General features: G+C 69.0%; 14 protein-coding genes and 5 pseudogenes. 12 read left to right on the forward strand and 7 right to left on the reverse strand.

Annotated features, from left to right (window positions below; all coding sequences use genetic code 11):
• Positions 1-43: 43 nt before the first annotated feature.
• A pseudogene (locus tag OIC96_RS48715) lies at positions 44-165 on the forward strand (YnfA family protein); the annotation flags it as partial.
• A 94-nt stretch (positions 166-259) separates the two neighbouring features.
• On the opposite strand, the gene OIC96_RS48720 reads toward OIC96_RS48715, so the two are convergent.
• The 5 genes and pseudogenes from OIC96_RS48720 to OIC96_RS48745 all read right to left on the reverse strand — a co-directional run bounded on the left by OIC96_RS48720 (position 260) and on the right by OIC96_RS48745 (position 6,823).
• Positions 260-1,087 carry an NUDIX domain-containing protein gene (locus OIC96_RS48720; RefSeq protein WP_330301671.1) on the reverse strand — a complete coding sequence of 276 codons (828 nt, stop codon included), beginning with the start codon at positions 1,085-1,087 and terminating at the stop codon, positions 260-262.
• A gap of 170 nt (positions 1,088-1,257) precedes the next feature.
• Positions 1,258-2,147: pseudogene (locus tag OIC96_RS48730) on the reverse strand (phosphotransferase enzyme family protein).
• Positions 2,138-3,628: an NUDIX domain-containing protein gene (locus OIC96_RS48735; protein ID WP_330301670.1), complete on the reverse strand. Its 1,491-nt coding sequence runs from the start codon at positions 3,626-3,628 to the stop codon at positions 2,138-2,140. Before OIC96_RS48735 ends, OIC96_RS48730 begins: the two are co-directional and overlap by 10 nt.
• 57 nt (positions 3,629-3,685) lie before the next feature.
• The gene (locus OIC96_RS48740) at positions 3,686-4,825 is read right to left on the reverse strand and encodes an NUDIX hydrolase (RefSeq protein ID WP_330301669.1); all 1,140 of its coding nucleotides are present in this window, start codon (positions 4,823-4,825) and stop codon (positions 3,686-3,688) included.
• Between the two features lie 57 nt (positions 4,826-4,882).
• Positions 4,883-6,823 (reverse strand): ABC transporter ATP-binding protein, encoded by a 1,941-nt coding sequence (locus OIC96_RS48745; RefSeq protein ID WP_330301668.1) that lies wholly within the window; start codon positions 6,821-6,823, stop codon positions 4,883-4,885.
• Between the two features lie 475 nt (positions 6,824-7,298).
• Between OIC96_RS48745 and OIC96_RS48750 the strand changes: the two genes are divergently transcribed.
• The 4 genes from OIC96_RS48750 to OIC96_RS48765 all read left to right on the forward strand — a co-directional run bounded on the left by OIC96_RS48750 (position 7,299) and on the right by OIC96_RS48765 (position 10,916).
• Complete coding sequence (locus OIC96_RS48750) at positions 7,299-8,114, forward strand: oxidoreductase (protein ID WP_330301667.1); 816 nt, start codon at positions 7,299-7,301, stop codon at positions 8,112-8,114.
• A gap of 74 nt (positions 8,115-8,188) precedes the next feature.
• The gene (locus tag OIC96_RS48755) at positions 8,189-9,100 is read left to right on the forward strand and encodes an alpha/beta hydrolase (protein ID WP_330301666.1); all 912 of its coding nucleotides are present in this window, start codon (positions 8,189-8,191) and stop codon (positions 9,098-9,100) included.
• A 73-nt stretch (positions 9,101-9,173) separates the two neighbouring features.
• Positions 9,174-10,187 (forward strand): NADP-dependent oxidoreductase, encoded by a 1,014-nt coding sequence (locus OIC96_RS48760; RefSeq protein ID WP_330301665.1) that lies wholly within the window; start codon positions 9,174-9,176, stop codon positions 10,185-10,187.
• A gap of 138 nt (positions 10,188-10,325) precedes the next feature.
• Positions 10,326-10,916, forward strand: a complete 591-nt coding sequence (locus OIC96_RS48765; protein WP_330301664.1) for a TetR/AcrR family transcriptional regulator — start codon at positions 10,326-10,328, stop codon at positions 10,914-10,916.
• Between the two features lie 264 nt (positions 10,917-11,180).
• On the opposite strand, the gene OIC96_RS48770 is transcribed toward OIC96_RS48765, so the two are convergent.
• Positions 11,181-12,404 carry an RNA-guided endonuclease InsQ/TnpB family protein gene (locus OIC96_RS48770; protein ID WP_330301663.1) on the reverse strand — a complete coding sequence of 408 codons (1,224 nt, stop codon included), beginning with the start codon at positions 12,402-12,404 and terminating at the stop codon, positions 11,181-11,183.
• Between the two features lie 157 nt (positions 12,405-12,561).
• Here OIC96_RS48770 and OIC96_RS48775 point away from each other — a divergent pair, with 157 nt between their 5' ends.
• The 6 genes and pseudogenes from OIC96_RS48775 (at position 12,562) to OIC96_RS48795 (ending at position 16,479) form a co-directional block, all read left to right on the forward strand.
• A complete protein-coding gene (locus OIC96_RS48775; RefSeq protein ID WP_330301662.1) occupies positions 12,562-13,002 on the forward strand; it encodes a hypothetical protein in 441 nt (146 codons plus the stop codon).
• Between the two features lie 10 nt (positions 13,003-13,012).
• Positions 13,013-13,806: pseudogene (gene istB / locus OIC96_RS48780) on the forward strand (IS21-like element helper ATPase IstB).
• A 65-nt stretch (positions 13,807-13,871) separates the two neighbouring features.
• Positions 13,872-14,504 (forward strand): SMI1/KNR4 family protein, encoded by a 633-nt coding sequence (locus tag OIC96_RS48785; RefSeq protein ID WP_330301661.1) that lies wholly within the window; start codon positions 13,872-13,874, stop codon positions 14,502-14,504.
• Between the two features lie 120 nt (positions 14,505-14,624).
• Positions 14,625-14,897: pseudogene (gene tnpA / locus OIC96_RS50085) on the forward strand (IS200/IS605 family transposase); the annotation flags it as partial.
• Positions 14,898-15,427: 530 nt separating this feature from the next.
• Positions 15,428-15,697, forward strand: a pseudogene (locus tag OIC96_RS50090) (hypothetical protein); the annotation flags it as partial.
• 452 nt (positions 15,698-16,149) lie between these two features.
• A complete protein-coding gene (locus OIC96_RS48795; protein WP_330301659.1) occupies positions 16,150-16,479 on the forward strand; it encodes a glycosyltransferase in 330 nt (109 codons plus the stop codon).
• A 129-nt stretch (positions 16,480-16,608) separates the two neighbouring features.
• Here OIC96_RS48795 and OIC96_RS48800 read toward each other — a convergent pair whose 3' ends face one another.
• Entirely contained in the window at positions 16,609-17,328 is a 720-nt protein-coding gene (locus tag OIC96_RS48800) for a GntR family transcriptional regulator (RefSeq protein ID WP_330301658.1), read from the reverse strand.
• Between the two features lie 220 nt (positions 17,329-17,548).
• On the opposite strand from OIC96_RS48800, the gene OIC96_RS48805 reads away from it, so the two are divergent.
• Complete coding sequence (locus OIC96_RS48805) at positions 17,549-18,232, forward strand: hypothetical protein (protein WP_330301657.1); 684 nt, start codon at positions 17,549-17,551, stop codon at positions 18,230-18,232.
• Positions 18,233-18,240 lie beyond the last annotated feature (8 nt).

An 18,240-nucleotide genomic window follows, 5' to 3' on the forward strand; every position in this document is an offset into this window, starting at 1 on the left:
TGCGCCACCACACCGCCCGGTCCGAGACCGCCTTCGAGTGGGTGCCGGGTCGATCGCCTGGGGCATGATCGCCGACGGATACCGCCCGATCGCTTCGACGTCATCGGAGCCCTCGTCTGCCTCACAGGAATGGCCGTGATCATGTACGCCCCGCGTGGTAACTGACGACCTCAACCGCAGGCCATTCCGCAGGTTCTGATAGCCGGACTTACCAGCATCCTCAGCGGGCACGATTGCCTCCCGGGCGGGCGTGCTGGGGTCAGGTGTGCGTGATGAGATAGGCGGGGCCCTCGCCGCGACGGGCTCGTTCGATGGCGTCGAGGCGGGCGAAGGCGCGCGGCGCCATCAGCTCCTGCCAGGTGGCGAGGTCGTGGACGGCCCACATGTCGTGCTCGGCGGGGTCGAGTCGGATCCGGCCGAGCTGGTCCGCGGTCAGCCGCCCTCCGTCGAAGATGAGCCCCACCTTGTTCAGCGGCAGGCGCGGCCCGGCGTGCAGGAAGTGCGTCAGGAGCAGCCTCGGAGTGTCCAGGCCGAGTTCGAGGCCGGTCTCTTCGACCGTTTCGCGCCGGGCGGTCTGTAGCGGGTCCTCTCCTTGGGCGTCCAGGTTGCCGCCCGGGAACTGCCAGAGACGCGAGCCGTAGACCGAGCGCAGTTGGATCGGCCGGTCGTGTTCGTCGCGGATGTACAGGCAGCCGTACACCGTGTGGTGGGGGACCGTCTGCGCGTACTGCGTGGGCGTCATCGGCATGGGGCGGCCCGGACGTGCTGGGCGGTGGTCGAATTCGAGGGCGAGGGCGCCGAGGGCTTCCTTGGCCGGCGGGTAGATGCCGCGGAGGTTGGCGAGCAATTTTCCGGGCGGCTCGTCCGGGTCGATGCGCGCGGGGGTCTCCGAGCTGAGCAGATCCTCGAAGGAGGGGTACGGGGTGATCCGGTGCACGATGACGTCGAGTTCCCGCCCGGTGTCGCGGTCGTGGAAGACGACCGTGTCCCCGGCTGCGACGTCGCGCTTCTGCGGGGTGGCCACCCTCACTTCGATCGTCTTGCGGCCTGCTTCCACTTGGCGGTAGTACCGCGGGGGCAGGTGCATATGGTGCTCCCGCGGTACATCTCCTGTCGCCGGGCTCGGGACGGCTGGGATCGCCTGTTGGGTGTCGTCAGGCACGCGTGCCTCCGATGGATGCGGTGTGGTCCGTTGCGGTCTGTGGCCCGTGGAAGGTGAACCGGAGTTGCTCCGTGACGGAATCTCCGGGTGGCCGTTCACTGGTTGCGGCCCTGGGATCGCAAGCGCGTCAGGGTGCGGTGGCCGCGCTCCTGCGTTTCCGTGTCGGCGTGGGTGGCGCCGTACTGGATTCCGGAGAGGGCGTTGAGCGTGGAGTCGATGACGAAGCGTTCTTCTTCTGCGGGGGTGAGGTCGCGGCCGTAGCCGGACATGAAGGCGTCGTGGAGGCGCGGTTGCGTGGCCCAGGCATCCGAGAGGCGGACCAGGTCGCGGATGGCCGGGCCGGGCTCGCTGCGCTCGAAGTCGATCACCGCGAGGCCGCCGTTCTCGTCCAGCAGCAGATTACGCAGCTGGAAGTCTCCGTGTGTCGGCACGCGGTCCAGGGGCGGACGGCTTCGGCGCGCGCCACGATGCTGCGGATGAACTCCTCGTCCCCCGGGTCCAGGTAGGGGTGTGCCCCTTCCAGGTGCCGCTCGACCTTCGCGAGCGCGGGCACTCCTTCGACCGCGGGGAACGGCATTGCCGCGCTGCGGTGAATGGCCGCGGCTAGGGCGCCGATCTGGTGGAAGAGGTGTCGTCGCTGCTCGGGCGGATGCACGAGGCCGTGCAGAGGACGGCCGGGCACCGTGGTGATGACGACGGCGAGCAACGCGCTGTCGGCGGTCACGAGGGTGGGGACGGCTGCTTCGAGGCGCGGTACCCGGCTGCCGTACGCGTCCACCTCGCGGTGATGGAACCGCTTGTTCTGGTGGATCTTGACGTACCAGGTCCCGCCCTCTACCCCGTCGGCTCGCCATACCCGGCTGCTCTCGCGAGTCCAGGAGGCATCCGTCCAGGTGGCGATGCGTCCCACCGCCTGCTCTGCGAGCTGCCGCACTTCCTCGGGCGGGAGGTCCGGGTGCGAGGGCACGGGCGTGCTCATGCCCATCCCGTTTCGGAATAGGGGCGGCCGGCGCGGATGCCTTCGATAGCAACTCGGGTATAGGAGACGAGGTCGTCAGGGAGCGCGGCCGGGTCCCAGAACTTCCACTGGGTGCACTTGTCCGGCTCGCGCAGTTGCGGCTCGCCGGTCCATGTCCGGGCGCGGAAGAACAGGCCCATGCGGGGCTGGTCCCCGGCGCGGTCGATGTGGTGGACGACGTGGACGAGTTCGACGTCCTGGGCCTGGATCTGCAGGCCGGCCTCCTCCCGGGCTTCCCTGATCAGGCAGGTAATGGCGCTCTCCTGCTCGCAGTGGCCGGCCAGGACGTGCCAGGTGGAGGGCGCGAACGCGGAGTCGGGGTGGCGTAGCCCGAGCAGCACTGTTCCGTCGGGCCGCTCCAGGTAGAGGTGGACGCCGATGACGTTGAGAACCGTGCCGTGCGGGGAGGCCGGGCGGCGCTCCTTGTTCGATGCGGCCCCGCTCGGCGACGCTGTGCTGGGGGCGCCGGCCGGGCGGCTGGCGGCGTGACGCCGTACGAGGTCGCTGGTGGAGGGCGCGATGCGCAGGCGGTGGAGGTCGGCGGGGGCGAACCAGGCCAGCATCACCCCTTCCGTCAGGTGGAGTTCGCGGGGGTCGCCGTTCCAGCGGCCGGCGTAGATGGCGATGGGCACGGTCGCGCTGGCGCCGTCGGTTGCTTCCTCGGTGCCGAACGGGGTCAGGTCGGCGATGTGGAGGCCGGCTTCTTCGTCCAGTTCGCGTCGCACGGTGTGTTCCAGGGTGGCGTCCTGGGGCTCTCGGCCGCCGCCCAGCAGTGACCACATGCCCGGCTCCCAGATTTGGCCGGGGAAGTAGTCGCGCAGGTGGAGCAGGTACTCGCCGCGGTCGTTGTAGATGAGGGCGGAGGCGTTGGCGGTCTCCGGTTCGGCTTCGGGCGTGAGCTTGAGCAGCTTCTCGCGCAGGCAGGGGGAGGTCACCCTGTCCATGGGCCGCCACTCGATGCCGGCGACTTCTTCTTCCTGCAGCACTACCGGCACGTCCGTCGTGGTGTGCAGGCGGAAGAGGAAGCGGAGGTCGAAGTGCTGGTGGCCGGGTTCGCCTTTGCCCGGGTGGGCGTCGATGTCGTGGATGTCGATGTCGAACGGCACGGTCTCGTAGCCGGGCCACGGCGCCACGCTCTGGGGTGGGATCCCAGTCTCCTCGTGCAGCTCCCGCAGGGCCGCCTCTGCCAGGGACTCGTCTTCGGGCTCGGTGTGTCCACCGGGGGCGAGGACTTTCCCGCTCGCGAGGTGCAGCACGTGCAGGACGCGGCCGAGCTGGTCGACGACAATGGCGCCGCAGGTGACGTGTCCGGAGAAGGTGGAGCGGCTGGCGATGTCGGTGGGCCGGTCGAGGGCGTCCAGGAGGCCGCCGAGTTGCGGTCGCTCGTGAGGGTGGCGAGCGAGGTAGGTCTCGACGGTGGTGCGGATGTGGTTGTGCGACAGCGGCATGGGTGTACCTCAGAGGGGCGCGGAGCGGGTCGAGTTGAGGCGGGGTGGTTGTTCGTGTCAGCTCAGCCGCATCCCCTCCGCAGGGACTTCCTCGATTGCGGTGGGGCGAGCGAGGGCCAGGCCCCAGTGCTCCTGGGCTGTTTCGGCGGCGAGTTGGGCTTGTCGCGCTCCTGGCGGACCCCATCCCAGTAGGGCGGCTGCCTGGGCGGGGGTGGCGAGCAGGCGCGCGAAGGGGTGGCCGGTGGCGGGGTCGACGGCAGCCGGCCCGATGGCGGTGACCCGGACGGCCAGCCGGAGGCGGGCGTTGGGCCCCACTCCGCCGTAGACCTCGCCGGTCTCGTCCAGCACCCAGCCCAGTCGCACCGGATCGGTGAGGGTGAGCTGGGCTTCCTCTGCGGCTTCGCGGCGGAGGGTGTCCTCGGGCGTCGGGTCGGTCTTCTCCACGGTGCCGCCGGGCAGCATCGGCAGGGCGCCCCGAGGGCCGGGGTCGGCAACGAGGACGACCCGGCCGTCGGGAACGAAGCACCACGCCCAGGCTTGCTGCACGGGGAGCCGCTCGGGAACGGGACCGCGGTTGAGGGGGCTGTCCCACAAAGGCCGGTAGCGGACGTGGACGTCATGCCGGTCCAGCGCAGGGATGTCGAAGATGTGCCGACCGTCGGCGAGGTGGGCGGTGGCGGTGTTGCCGAGCCGGGCACGGTACGCGGCGAGCATGATCTGCCCGTCCACGGGGCGCAGCCGCTGCACCGCGTCCCGAGTCTCCAGGAAGGCGAACTCGGACAGCTCCTCGCGAGGCAGACGGATCGCCTCCACCTGGTCGAGGGTCAGGGTTCCACCGTCGAAGACGTACCGGATCTCTCCGGGGCAGGGCGTGCCGGGCCCGATGTCGGGGTGGCGCCGCGAGAGGGAGTGGACGGCGAGCACGCCCGACAGGGGCAGATCCGGCAGGCCCAGTTCCTCGGTGATCTCGCGCCGACAGGCGACGTGCGGGTGTTCGCCGGGTTCGACGACTCCTCCGGGCAGCAGCCACCAGTCGCCCTCGCGGTAGGTGGGGTGCACCAGCAGGACGCGGCCGACCTGATCGGTGACGATCGCGGCGGCGCCGAGCCACACCGCGTGCCGGGACGCGGCGTACTGCGCTGCGGACAGGGCGGCACGCGGTGCAACGTGATCCGAAGGGGAGACGGGAGAGGTCACGAAGCTCTGCCTTTCAGAACGCTGGGCGGGTGTACGGCGCGGACCGGGGAGCGGTGATCAGGCGGTGCCGCCGCTCATCCGGCGCTGCAGCTCCCACAGGGACTGGAAGAGCCCCGGCTCCTGGGTGAGCTGGGCGTAGGTGCCCTCCTGCACGATCCGTCCCTCGTCCAGGACCACGATCCGGTCGGCGACGGCCACATTGGTGAGCCGGTGCGTGATCAGCAGGACGGCGCGGTCCTTGGCCAGTTCGCGCAGGCCGGAGAAGATCCGGTGCTCGGCCCGTGCGTCGAGCGCGGCCGTGGGTTCATCCATCACCAGGAGCGCCGCCTGCCGGTGGAAGGCGCGGGTGAGGACGAGGCGCTGCCACTGCCCGCCGGAGAGCTGCTGCCCGCCGAACCACTCGCTGGTCAGGAGGGTGTTCAGGCCGGAACGGAGGTTGGGCAGCATCTCCGCGGCGCCGGACGCCTCGCACGCGGCGAGCAGGGCCGCGTCGCTGGTGTCGCCCTGTCCGAAGGTGATGTTGTCGCGCATCGTCAGCGGCAGATACGTGAACTTCTGCGGGACCAGAGCGACGTGCTCCCATGCCCCCCAGGGATCCAGGTCCGCCGTGGAGGCGTGGTCCCAGGCCACGTCGCCTTCGGTGGGCAGGAGCAGTCCGCACAGCAGGCGGGAGAGGGTTGTTTTGCCGGAGCCGTTCTCCCCGACCAGGGCCACGATCTCGCCGCGCCGCACGTGGAGGGAGACACCGCTCAGGCTGTCCTTCGGGGCGCCGTCGTAGCGGTAGGTCACGTCGCGGACCTCGAAGCGCTCCGGGACCGCGGGCAGGGCGGCGGTCCCGCGGGAGTCGGTCATGGCCTGGCCGTGGGCGTTGTCGAGGAAGTTCTGCCAGTCCTGCACGTACCAGCCGGTACGCACCAGGCGGGCCCCGCCGTTGATGATGCCGCGCACCGAGCCGGTGGCCGTCTGAAGGGCGAAGACGGCGCCGCCTCCGGCCGCCAGGCTCATCCGGCCGGAGGCCAGGAGCCACAGCAGCGCCGCCCACACCGCGGTCGAGGCGATTCCGCCGGCGACAGCTCCGGCAAGCCCCATCCAGGCACCTGTGTTCGCGGCCTTGCGTTCAGCCGCGTTGACCGAGGCGGCCAGCTTTCGGTATCGGCCGATCAAGAAGGGGCCGGCCAGGCAGGCGCGCATCTCCTCGCTGGACTCCATGTAGGCCATGTGCCAGCGCAGCTTGCCCAGCATCCGGCGCCTCCCGGAGGTCTCCAGGCTGGCGAGGTAGATCACGCGTGCGGAGCGGACGTAGGCGGCGGCCTGCGGCAAGCAGGCGAGGAAGAGGAGGGGAAGGAGCAGCGGGTGCAGGACGGTCAGGACGGCCGCGCCGGCCGTGAGCGTCGCGGTCGCAGCGAGCACGTCCTGTGCTTCCTCTACCAGGTCAGGGGTGACCTGGGCGCCGCGGTCCGCGATGTCGTATGCATCGTTGTAGCCCGGCTTGTTGTTCGCGGCCAGTTCCGCGCCGAGCGCGGCCTCGACCATCGTCACCTCGGCCGCCCGGCCGAGCACCGGGCGCAGACGGCCAGTCAGCCAGACCACCGTGATGCCCAGCAGCGAACGCAGGCCGGTGGCCGCGGCGATGACTGCCAACTGCGGGGCGGCATCCCACAGCCGCTCGGTGATGTCGCCCGAGGAGATCAGCGCGGTGATCGTGCCCGTGACGGCCAGGAGGCCAAGGGCCGCGAGGACACCCGTCCCGATCTGACACACCAGCAGTCCGATGGTCGCGCCGCGGTCCACCCGCCAGGCCATCTGCACCGACCGCCGTACGAGCGAGGGCAGTCGCCGTGCCATCGTGCGGGAGGTCAGCAGCGACCCCGCCTGGAGCCGCGACTCGTCGCGGTAGAGGTATTCCTCCTCTCGAACACTGGCCCCCTGCGGTTCGCCTTCCTGCGAGGTGCCCTTCGGTGGTTGTGGCGGCTGATCCTGCTCAATGGCCGAGGTCATCGTTCCCCCTAGGACGGTCGCTGCGGCGGAGTCGTGAGAATCAACGACCCGGCTGCGATTTCGAACACACGTCATTCGGTCGTGCTTGGGAGCCCGCAGTTTCCTGTGCGAGGAGACCCTGTGCACCCAGATCCCTGGTCTGGCTTGAGGCGGCTCCGGTCCGGACATGGCCGAAACGCCGACACCGCCCCGCTGTGAGGGCAGTACGGCAGATCCACCTCGGTCGGCTCCCCGCCTGGCTGAGGCCGGCGGCAGCTTTCCCAGCTCTGTCGCGGCGTGGGCGGCCGCGCCCATCAAGGCCTCGCGGTGGTGGGCGGGCAGGACGCCGGCTCCCAGTCCCGCCGCCGCGAGCACCGCGCCTAAGCCGCAGGGTCCCGGCGATCACCGGAGCCTCCTCTTGCCATCCGTCCCGTGCCGCCATAGCATTACGACCGTAAGTCAAACGATCGTAATTCAATGATGCAGGGAGTCTGTGATGACGACAGATCGGCCACTAGCACTCGTAACGGGGGCGTCATCGGGGATCGGCAACACAACCGCTCGTGCCTTCGTCACAGCCGGGTTCGAGGTGATCGGAACCGGACGGAACACCTCGGGACTCACCCCGCCCGCCGGTGTGACCTTCCTCGACCTCGACGTGACCAGTGACGAATCCGTCGCCACCGCCGTCCAGGAAGTGATCAAACGGTTCGGACGGATCGACGTCCTCGTCAACAACGCCGGACTCGGCTCGGCCGGCGCCGCCGAGGAGAACTCCGTCGCCCAGGCCCAGAGCCTCTTCAACCTCAACTTCTTCGGTCTCGTCCGCATGACCAAGGCCGTCCTGCCGCACATGCGCGCCCAGGGCCGTGGCCGCATCATCAACCTCTCGTCCGTCCTCGGCGTCATCCCGCAGCCCTACATGGCCCTCTACGTCGCCGCGAAGCACGCCATCGAGGGCTACTCCGAGTCCCTGGACCACGAGGTCCGCGAGCACGGCGTCCGCGTCCTGCTCGTCGAGCCCGGCTACACCCGGACCGCCTTCGACACCAATGCCGCGCAGCCCGACACCCCCCTGTCCCTGTACGCGGAGCGGCGGCGTGTCTTCGACGAAGTGGTCGCCGCGGCAATGAAGACCGGCGACGACCCTGCCGTCGTCGCCAAGGAGATCGTCACGGCAGCCACCGCCCCGAAGCCGAAGCTGCGCTACACCGCCGGACCGCTCGCCTCACGCATCACCACCGCGCGACGCCTCGTCCCTGCCGGGATCTTCGACAAGCAGATCCGCAGATTCAACCGGATGCCCGGCTGACGTCGCACCCGGCCCATCGACCTGCAGTGCGCGCGAGAGGCGCGTTCAGTTCTGACCTGACAAGGAGCATCACCATGGGAATCAGCACGGAATCACAGCAGTTCGCGCAGTTCCTCGAGAGCGTGCGCGCGAAGGCGTCGACACCGGGCCTCGACCTGGCCGTCGTCCGCGCCATAGTCGATACACATGCTTCGGCATCGACCGAGCCGGAAGGCGTCACCTACGCCGACGTGGACGCGGACGGCGTCCCCGCCCTGTGGGCCATCCCTGAGGGCGCCGACCCCGACAAGGCGCTGCTCCACTTCCATTTCGGCGGATCGGTCGCCGCCTCGATCACATCGGACCGCAAGGCCGCCGGCCACATCGCCAAGGCGGCCGGAGCCCGCTCACTCGTCGTGGGCTTCCGTCTGGCGCCCGAGCACCCCCACCCGGCGCAGATCGACGACGCCGAGACGGCCTACCGGTGGCTGCTCGCACAGGGCTACGAGCCGCGGAACATCGGCAGCACCGGCCACTCCATCGGAGGCACCCTCGCGGTCGCGCTGCCGCTGCGCCTGCTGGCCAAGGGCGAGGCAGCCCCCGGGGCGATCATCAGCATCTCGCCGTGGACCGACCTCACCATCAGTAACCCGAAGGTGGACGAGAACGAGGAACTCGACAAGATGCTCAGCCGGGACATCCTCGAGCAGTTCCGAGCGGCTTGGCTGCAGGACCCCAACGTGGACTTCACCGACCCCGACATCAGCATCCTGAACGCCGACCTGACCGGTCTGCCGCCCACGGCCCTCCACTACGGAGAGTACGAGGCGCTTGCCGGCGAGGGCGCCGACTTCGGCCGCCGACTCGCCGACTTCAAGATCCTCTCCGAGGTCCGTCCGCTGCCCGAGGGGCAGCACTCGTTCATCCTGGGCGCGGGGCGCGTGCCCGAGGTGGACCGGGCAATCGAGCAGATGGGTCAGTGGCTTCGACGGCACCTCGGCAGCTGATGTGGAAGCTGGCCTGACATGCGCATCGCCCGCCGAAAAGCAATCGAGAAGATCACGCAAAGGGATGGCTGACATGAAGGCATTCATCGTCGAGAAGTACGGCAAGGACGGCCTACGCGCCGCAGACGTTCCCGAGCCCACCGTCGGCGACGGCGACGTCCTGGTCCGAGTGAGCGCCACCAGCATCAACCCGCTGGACAAAATGGTCCGCAACGGGGAGTTCAAACGACTCCTGAAGTACAAGCTGCCCTTCGTGCTCGGCCACGACGTCGCCGGCATCGTGACGCAGGTCGGGTCCGCCGTGCGCGACCTGGCCGTCGGCGACGAGGTCTACGCACGTCCCCGCGACCTGCGGATCGGAGGCTTCGCCGAGTTCATTGCGATCGACCAGGACGACGTCTCGCCCAAGCCGGAGTCACTCACCCTCCGCGAGGCGGCCGCGGTGCCGCTGGTGGCCCTGGCCGCCTGGCAGATCCTCGTCGACCGCGCCCACGTGAAGCCGGGCCAGAAGGTGCTCATCCATGCCGGTGCCGGCGGCCTCGGATCGACGGCCATCCAGCTCGCCAAGCACCTCGGCGCCACAGTGGCGACGACCGCGAACACTGCTTCCGAGAAGCTGGTCAGGAGCCTCGGCGCCGACATCGTCGTCGACTACACCAAGGAGGACTTCTCGCAGGTGCTGTCCGGCTACGACCTGGTGCTGGACTCCCTGGGCGGGGCGAACCTCGAGAAGTCGCTGACCGTGCTGAAGCCCGGTGGCCTGGCCATCAGTGTCGTCGGCCCCCCGGACGCCGCGTTCGCCAAGCAGCTCGGCGCCCCATCCTTTCTGGGCCTGGTCATGAACGTGCTCAGCCGCAAGATCCGCAAGCAGGCCAAGGCCCTGGGCGTGCGCTACCAGTTCTTCTTCATGCAGGCGAACGGCACCCAGCTGCGCGAGCTCGCCGCCCTCTACGACAACGGACAGCTCCGCCCGGTCATCGACCGAACGTTCCCCTTCGACCAGATGCTCGAGGCGATGGCGCACGTCGAGCAGGGCCGCACCGCGGCCGGAAAGGTCGTGATCTCGATGGCACCCGACGACGAGTGAATCGGGCCAGCCGCAGAGAAGGCGTGGCGGTGCTCCAAGACACCCGTCGGCACACCATTGGAGTACGTTCGCAATCCAATACGATAGGGAAGCCGGCGGAGGGCAGGTGACCCTTCCGGCGCACAAAGGAGCGAGCGCGTGCCGCGTTACGGAAAAGAGCACAAGCAGGCGACGAGGCAGCGGATCATCGAGACCGCCGGCCGCCGGTTCAAGCGGGACGGTATCGACGGCTCGGGCATCGCAACGCTGATGGCGGACGCCGGACTGACCAACGGCGCCTTCTACGCCCACTTCGCATCCAAGGACGACCTCGTGGCCACCGCGGTCACGGACCAATTGCGCGCGCAGTACGCGAACATCATCGAGCAGGCGGCCCCCGGCATCGCCGGACTCGAGCAGATCGTACGGTGGTATCTGTCGCCCCAGCACCGCGACAGTCCCGACGACGGCTGCCCCTCCGCGGCACTCCTCGATGAGATCGGGCGCTGCCCGGACGAGACCAAGCAGGCGTACACCGACGGCGTGCTCGCCGTCATCGACGGTATCGCCGCTCGCCTGGCGCCCGCCGATCCGCCCTCGGTGCGCACGAAGACCCTCAGCGTCTACGCCATGATGGTCGGAACGCTGCAGCTCTCCCGCGCCCTGGCCGACCGGCGACTCTCCGACGAACTCCTCGACGAGGGCATCCGCAACGCACTCACCCTGCTCGGTGTACAGGCGTCCCGCTGACGCGGCGCAGGACCACGCGGCAGCCTCGGCGAGTCGCTCCACACCACCCCAGCGGAGCGCCTGCCGCTTCGGCGGGGCCTTCTTGCCCTTCGCCGCCACCGCAAGGAACTGCGTCACCCTCGGCCCGGTGAGTGTCTCCACCGACACCCGCTCTGCCCTCAACATCCCAGGCGTAGGCCGGAGATGCCCAGGTCACGGCCTTGTTTGACTTGCTCCTCGGGCTGAAGCCCGAGGATTCTGGCCTTCTCGTCCGTTGCTGTGCCGCTACGCGGCACGGGGTTCGGTGGAGAATCCGTGGCTTCCTGTTTCGTCGCGCTGTGCCGGGACGAGTCCTGGTCTTACCTGCGCTCCGCAGGCTGCAACCGCCAGTCCGGCGGCCATTTTGATGTTGATCGCGGCGTTGTGGTCCCGGTCATGGAGGGTCCCGCAGGCGGTGCAGGTCCATTCCCGGATGTGCAGGGGCTTGGGTCCGTCTTTGATGCCGCAGGCCGAGCAGGTCTGGGAGGTCGGCTCGAACCGGCCGGTCTTGACCACAGCCCGTCCGTACCGGGCCGCCTTGTATTCCAGCATGTGTACGAACTGTGCCCAGCCCGCATCGTGCACACTCTTGGCCAGTCTGGTGCGCGCGAGTCCTTTGACCGCCAGGTCTTCCACACCGATCGCTTGGTTGTCGCGGATCAGCTTCGTGGAGAGCTGGTGGTGGAATTCTTTGCGCGCGTCGGTCACCTTCGCGTGGGCGCGGGCGACCTTGAGGCGGGCCTTCTCGCGGTTCCTGCTGCCTTTCTGCTTGCGGGACAACTCCCGCTGCGTTCTTTTGAGCTTCTTCTCCGCGCGGCGCAGGAACCTGGGGGAGTCGATCTTCGTGCCGTCGGACAGGACCGCGAAGTGGGTGAGCCCCAGGTCGATGCCGATGGCCTGGTCGGACTCGGGCATCCGGGCGGCGTCGGCGGCCGGGTCGGTGTCGATGACGAAGGAGGCGAAGTACCGTCCGGCCGCGCCCTTGATCACGGTGACCGAGGAGGGCCGGGTGGGCAGGGTCCGTGACCACTTCACCTTCACCGCCCCGATCTTCGGCAGGTTCAGCCGCCCGGAATCGGTGATCGACCAGCGGGCGTTGGCCGTGAAGCGGATCGACTGCCGGTTGTCCTTGCGGGACTTGAAGCGGGGCGCACCCATCTTCGCGCCCCGGCGCTGCCCCTTGAGGGAGGCGAAGAAGTTCCTGTAGGCGGCCTCCACGTCGCGCAGCGCCTGCTGGAGCACGACGGCGGAGACCTCGCCCAGCCAGGAGCGGGCCTCGGTCCGTTTCGCCTCGGTGATCAGCCTCTTCGACAGCTCACCGGCCGCCGGGAACGCTGCGCCCGCCCGGCGGGCGTCCTCCCGGGCGCGCACGGCGTCGTTGAACACGACGCGGGCGCACCCGAACGCCCGCGCCAGCGCGGCGCGTTGGCCGGAGTCCGGGTACAGGCGGAAGCTGTACCGAAGCTGCATGACCGCCACGATACATATGTGGGTTATGGGTGAGATGCAGAAGATCAGAACTGGCTTGGCTTTGTTCGCGAATTACAGGAACGCCTGTAGCTCAACCACGGGAACACCCTCTTCCACTGAAGAGTGATGTTGCTGAGTTTCGAGAACGCCCCGGTGCTTGATTCGGGACCCTGGTTGTGCTCTGCCCGGCGCCACCGCCCTCGACCAGGCCCGCGCCGCCGGCCGCTTCACCCCCATCCACGACGCCTGGTGGCAGGCCGCGGTGAAGGCCCACGGCGAACGCGAGGGCACCCGGGCCCTGATCGAAGTCCTCCTCCTCAGCCGCCACCTGCCCCACGAACACCTGATCACCGGCCTCGCCGCAGCGCTGAAATCCGGCGCGTTGACCGCGGACGCAGTCGCCCTGGAAGCCCGCAAGGCGGCCGACGCCGAGCCCGAGGCCCCTGCGCAACCCGTCGTCCCTGGAAGTCAGCCCGGTATCGCTCCGCTGCCCGCTGCCGTTCGGGCCCGCCTGCCGCCCGACACACGCCCGCTGCCTTCCGTCGCCCACTACGACCAGCTCCTGCGGCTCCGCCGATCTGACCACCCCACCCCTTGAGGAGAACGCCGTGTCCCTTCCCCGCCAGCGAGGACTCACCGAGCAGGCCGCCAACACCGCCGTCGACCAGGCATGCAGGATGCTGCGGCTGCCCAAATCCGGTCCCAGTTCCCCGAGCTCGCCGAGAAGGCCGAGCGCGAGCAGATGTCCTACCTCGGGTTCCTCGCCGAACTCCTCCTTGCCGAGTGCGACGACCGGGCCCGGCGACGCTCCGAACGCCGCATCAAGGCCGCGGGGTTCCCCCGCGACAAGGCCCTGCGCAAGTTCGACTTCGACGCCAACCCCAACATCGATGCGGCCATGATCCACACCCTCGCGAAGTGCGAATGGATCAAGAAGGGCTTGCCGCTCTGCCTGATCGGCGACTCCGGCACCGGCAAGTCTCACCTGCTGATCGCGCTCGGCACGGAGGCCGCGATGGCCGGCTACCGGGTCAAGTACGTCCTGGCGACGAAGCTGGTCAACGAGCTCGTCGAGGCTGCCGACGAGAAGCAGCTGACCAAGACCATCGCCCGTTACGGCCGCGTCGATCTCCTCTGCATCGACGAGCTCGGATACATGGAACTCGACCGCCGCGGCGCCGAACTCCTCTTCCAGGTTCTGACCGAGCGGGAGGAAAAGAACAGCGTGGCCATCGCCTCGAACGAATCCTTCTCTGGGTGGACAAAGACGTTCACCGACCCCCGCCTCTGCGCGGCCATCGTCGACCGCCTCACCTTCGGCGGCAACATCATCGAGACCGGAACCGACTCCTACCGCCTCGCCACCACCCGCGCCCGAGCCGAACAGCAGGCCGCTGGCTGACCTCGCTTCATCGGTCGGCAGGGCCCTCGATTCGCCTTGTCAGACGTGTGGGGCAGGATGACGCCATGCCACAGCAGATCTTGCCCCCGTCGGAGTCCTGGCGCCTGATCGACGCCTGGCTGGCTACTCACGTGGCCTCCGATTTCGCACTCCTCAATCCGCCAGCGACACCGGACGAGATCCGAAACGCGGAACGGATCCTCGGCGCCCGACTGCCCAATGATCTCGCTGAGTCTCTGCAATGCCACAACGGCGTGAGCGCCTGGACAGCCATCCTGCCGGAGCAGTCCCCGCTCGCAGTGAGCGGCATCGTGGACCATTGGCAGACCTGCATGGACGTCGCGGCGGAGAACGAAGGCCTGACCCCTCGCCCCTGGGAAGAGGAGCCTTGGTGGCACCGCCTCTGGGTTCCCTGGGCTGAGAGCGCCGATGGCGCGGCGCAGGTCATCGACCAACGTCCTGGTCCTGACACGGGGCGTCTCGGCTGGGCGGGCCACAGCGGTGGCGGCGACTTCACCGATTCCTGGCCTGATCTGGCGAGCCTTCTCCACGCGGTCGCGCAAGCACTTCATGAAGGTGGAGATGTCCGCGGACTACACCCCTACCTCACCACGCAAGGTGGGATGTGGTGGGACGAAGAGGGCTGCGGCGAGCTGAACGGTGACCCGCTGAGGTCCGCACCGATCGGTCTGCCCTAACCACCAGCCAACGCAGACCGCCGCCGAGTCGACGCGAACCACCCGACCGCTCTTACTTCTCACCAACATTTCCGAGGTCTCTGACCCACGGTCGCTCTCACAACGCATCGACAAACGTTCTTGCTCGTGACCTACGCAGCCACTGGCTGGCACTCTGTTTTCGTGATGCATGTGCACTTGGTCTTCGTGACAAAGTTCCGGCACAACGTATTCACGGACGATCACCTGGTGAGGATGGAGGAGATCATGCGGTCGGTGTGCGCGGACTTCGAGTGCGAGCTGGTGGAGTTCAACGGCGAGGACAACCACGTCCACCTCCTGGTGAACTTCCCGCCCAAGGTCGCCGTCACCAAACTCGTCAACTCCCTCAAGGGCGTCTCTGATGAGGATCTTTGGAATCGGCCAGGGTCGCTCTTCCCTTCATATTGTTGGATCTTGAAGCATGTGGGGAGACGGGGAGCGAAGAGCAGGTGTGAGGACCCGGCGGCCGAAGGCCGCCGGGTCCTGGCGATTGGTGAGGGTCAGGCGGAAGGGCCCGCGAGGTCATCAGGGTGCGGGGACGGGTTCACGGTGTCCTCCGCAGCGGGGTGACGTCGGGGACTCGGCTGGTGATCGAGGGGCGGGCGGCTTCCGGGGTGGCCAGCAGGGCGACGATCGTGATCGGCTGGTCGCAGTGTGGGCAGTTGCGGGTCGCGGTGGGCTCCAACGGGTCCCGGGTGCCCCGTTGTTGACGAGGTGCAGGCCGCGCCGTGGGTAGTTCACCCACCGGTCGAGGGGATCGTGGGCTTTCCCCGAGCCGGCGGGCCCGTTCCTCGTCCCTGGCCTGGCCGCGGCGCCGGTCGGCATCCTTGGTGCCCTTCGTCGACGCCTGTGTAAACCGCGGGGACGAGGTCCTCGCGGTAGTGCCGCCGCCGCTGGAACACATGCTCACGGAGCGCGGGATACCGTTCCGGACCGGGGCAGAGCCGGATCCGGCCGAGAGGGCGGCGATCCGCGACCGCCTGCTGAGCGCATCCCGCGAAGAGGCGGCGGTGCTGGTCAACCGGGAGCTGTTCGGGCGACTGTGCACCGCGGCGATGATCCCGGCCGTCGAGGAGGCGTGCCGCCAGTGGCGGCCCGATTTGGTGCTGCACGACCCGTGCGAATACGCCTCGGCGGTGGTCTCCGAGCGGCTTGCCATCCCGCACGCCCAGGTCGCGACCTCACCGGCGAAGATCGAGGCATACTCGCTCGACCTCGCGGCACCCGCGTTGGAGCCCTACGGCCGCGATCTGGTGAAGCGGCTGCGGGCGACGCCGTACCTGACCCGCTTTCCGGCCTCGCTGGAACCGTCCGCGTACACCGTGACCCGCCGTTTCCGGGAGACGACCCATCCGGTCTCCACGCCGAAGCCGCTGCCCGACTGGTGGGGCGACTGCGCGGGCCCTCTCGTCTACGTGACCTTCGGCACCGTGTCGGGCGGCATGCCGGCTGGCGCCGCAGCGTGCCGGACGGCTCTGGACGCGGTGTCCGGGCTGCCGGTGCGGGTGCTGCTCTCCGGGGGCCGAGCCACCGACCTGGCCGCCATCGGACCGCTGCCGGACAACGTCCAGGTCGAGGAGTGGGTATCGGCCCCGGACGTGCTGGCCGCCGCATCCGTGGCGGTTTGCCACGGGGGTCCGGCACCACCTACGGCGCACTGGCGGCCGGCACCCCGCTGGTCGTCATGCCGCTCTTCCCCGACCAGCCCGCCAACGCGCGGCTCGTCGAAGCCGCCGACGCCGGAACGGCCGTCCTTCCCACAGGCGGCCCCGCAGACGCCATGGGCCTACCTGGTCCCGCCGACGTCCCGCCCCTGCGAGCCGCCATCGAGACCGTTCTCGCCGACCCGTCGTACCGGAGGGCGGCCAACCGGATCGCCAACGAGATGCGGACCGCACCCACGGTCCACGAAACGCTCGTCTCACTCACCGCCGACCTCGGCCTGTACCCCTGACCATCGATCCGGACCCGCCCAACCATTGTCGGCAAACCCGTTCAGGGCAAGGCCGTTCCCCACCTGCCCCCCGAATCGTGGACATGATCCTTCAGCGGGCGGGGGAGCCGTGCCCTTCACCTCGCCACGTCAGCGTGAGGATGAAAAGGGTCCACGGTCGGCGAAGGCGCGCAGCAGTTGCCGTTCGGCGTCGGCGAGGTAGACCGACAGCAGGAGTTCTGCCTGCTGGGCGTCCCGGGCCTCCAGGGCTGCCAGGAGTTCACGGTTGCGGGTGAGGTAGGGCGCGTGGAAGCGCCGCGGGTCGCCCATGGCGTGGAAGGCCAGGCGTAGTTCGGCGTGGATGCGGAGCATGAAGTCCGCCAGTCGCGGTGATGCGGACAGCCGGACGATGCCGTGGTGGAAACGCAGATCGGCGGTGGCGACATCGGGCCAGAGCTGCTCGGCTGCCGCCCGCTCGCCCTCCTCCACGGATGCGCGGATCTCCTCGATGACCCGGTCGGGGGCGCCGGCCACCTCGCGCACGGCCGCGCTCTCCACGAGTCGGCGAAGCCGGTACAGCTCTGCCACGTCGTCGCCGTCCAAGGTGCGTACGAATACGCCGCGGTTCAACTCGTGTACCAGCAGCCGCTCATGGGCCAGCAGTCGGAAGGCCTCGCGCAAGGTGTTGCGGGACACGCCCAGAGCCGCCCCCACGGCTTCCTCGGACAACCGTGTTCCGGGCGGGATGTCACCCTCCGTCACTCGCTGGCGTAGCACACCGGCCACCCGCTCAGCGGTGCTGCCGCGACCGAGCCGGTCCTTGTCCTTCTCCAGTCCGGCAATCCACGAGCTGGGTGCGCTTGTGCCCATCCGTCCTCCTCGGCCATCGACGGATCTGCTGACCGCCTCGATCTTTCGTTGAACAAAAGCTACCCCTATCTGCCCAGTAGCGGAATCCGGGCGAGAGAGATGCCCAGGCTTACAGGGATGACCTCTTGAGGGATCGTTGAACAATCCATACTGTGTGGCGGGAAGCCTTGTGCGATGGCTGCCGTGGAGCATCCGGGATGCGTGGAGGACGGAGACGAGCATGGGCACGGACGAAGAGGACGCCGTACGGAGCCCCTCGGGCCCGCGGCTCCCCACGGCAGGAGCGTTGAGTCGACGGCTGGGTGCTGCTGCGGCAAGCGTCGGGGGCGCGTGCGGGTTGTGGGCGATCGTGCGCCTGGTCGCACGTACTTCCTTCTTCAGGCATGCCCTGTGGATGGACGTCCTGGGCGTGCTGGTGCTCCTGGGTGCCTGCTTCCTTACGGGCGTCTGCCGCTTCCTCGGCCTGCGGTGGCTCCTGGGTGTGCTGTGTCTGCTGGCGACTTTGGTCCTCCAGAGGTCCGAGCTGAACCAGCAGGCGTTGCATCAGCACGGGCGCACCGAACACGTCACGGTCCTGGGGATCCGGGTGACCGAGGACGGCATGAGCGGCGGGAGCACCGAGGCCTACACCGTTTCCGTGCTCGACGGCCCACCGTTGGGCCCGATCCAGGGGGGCACCCTCGTCGACTGGCACTGGGCGGTAGGTGGCACCTACGTGGTGACCGTCGACACGCGGGGGCAGGCCCCGGCCGAGCGGGGAGGCGTCCCCGGCCCTGCGGTGGTCCAGCAGGTCCTCCAGGTCCCGCTCGCGCTCGGTCTGGCCTGGAGCCTGTGGCGACCGGTGCATCTTCGCCTGCGCCGCAGCCGCTCGGCCGAGCCGGGCCTTGAGGGGCTGATGCGCTGATGGGGCGC

The organism is Streptomyces sp. NBC_00775 (assembly GCF_036347135.1).
Classification (GTDB): domain Bacteria; phylum Actinomycetota; class Actinomycetes; order Streptomycetales; family Streptomycetaceae; genus Streptomyces; species Streptomyces lutosisoli.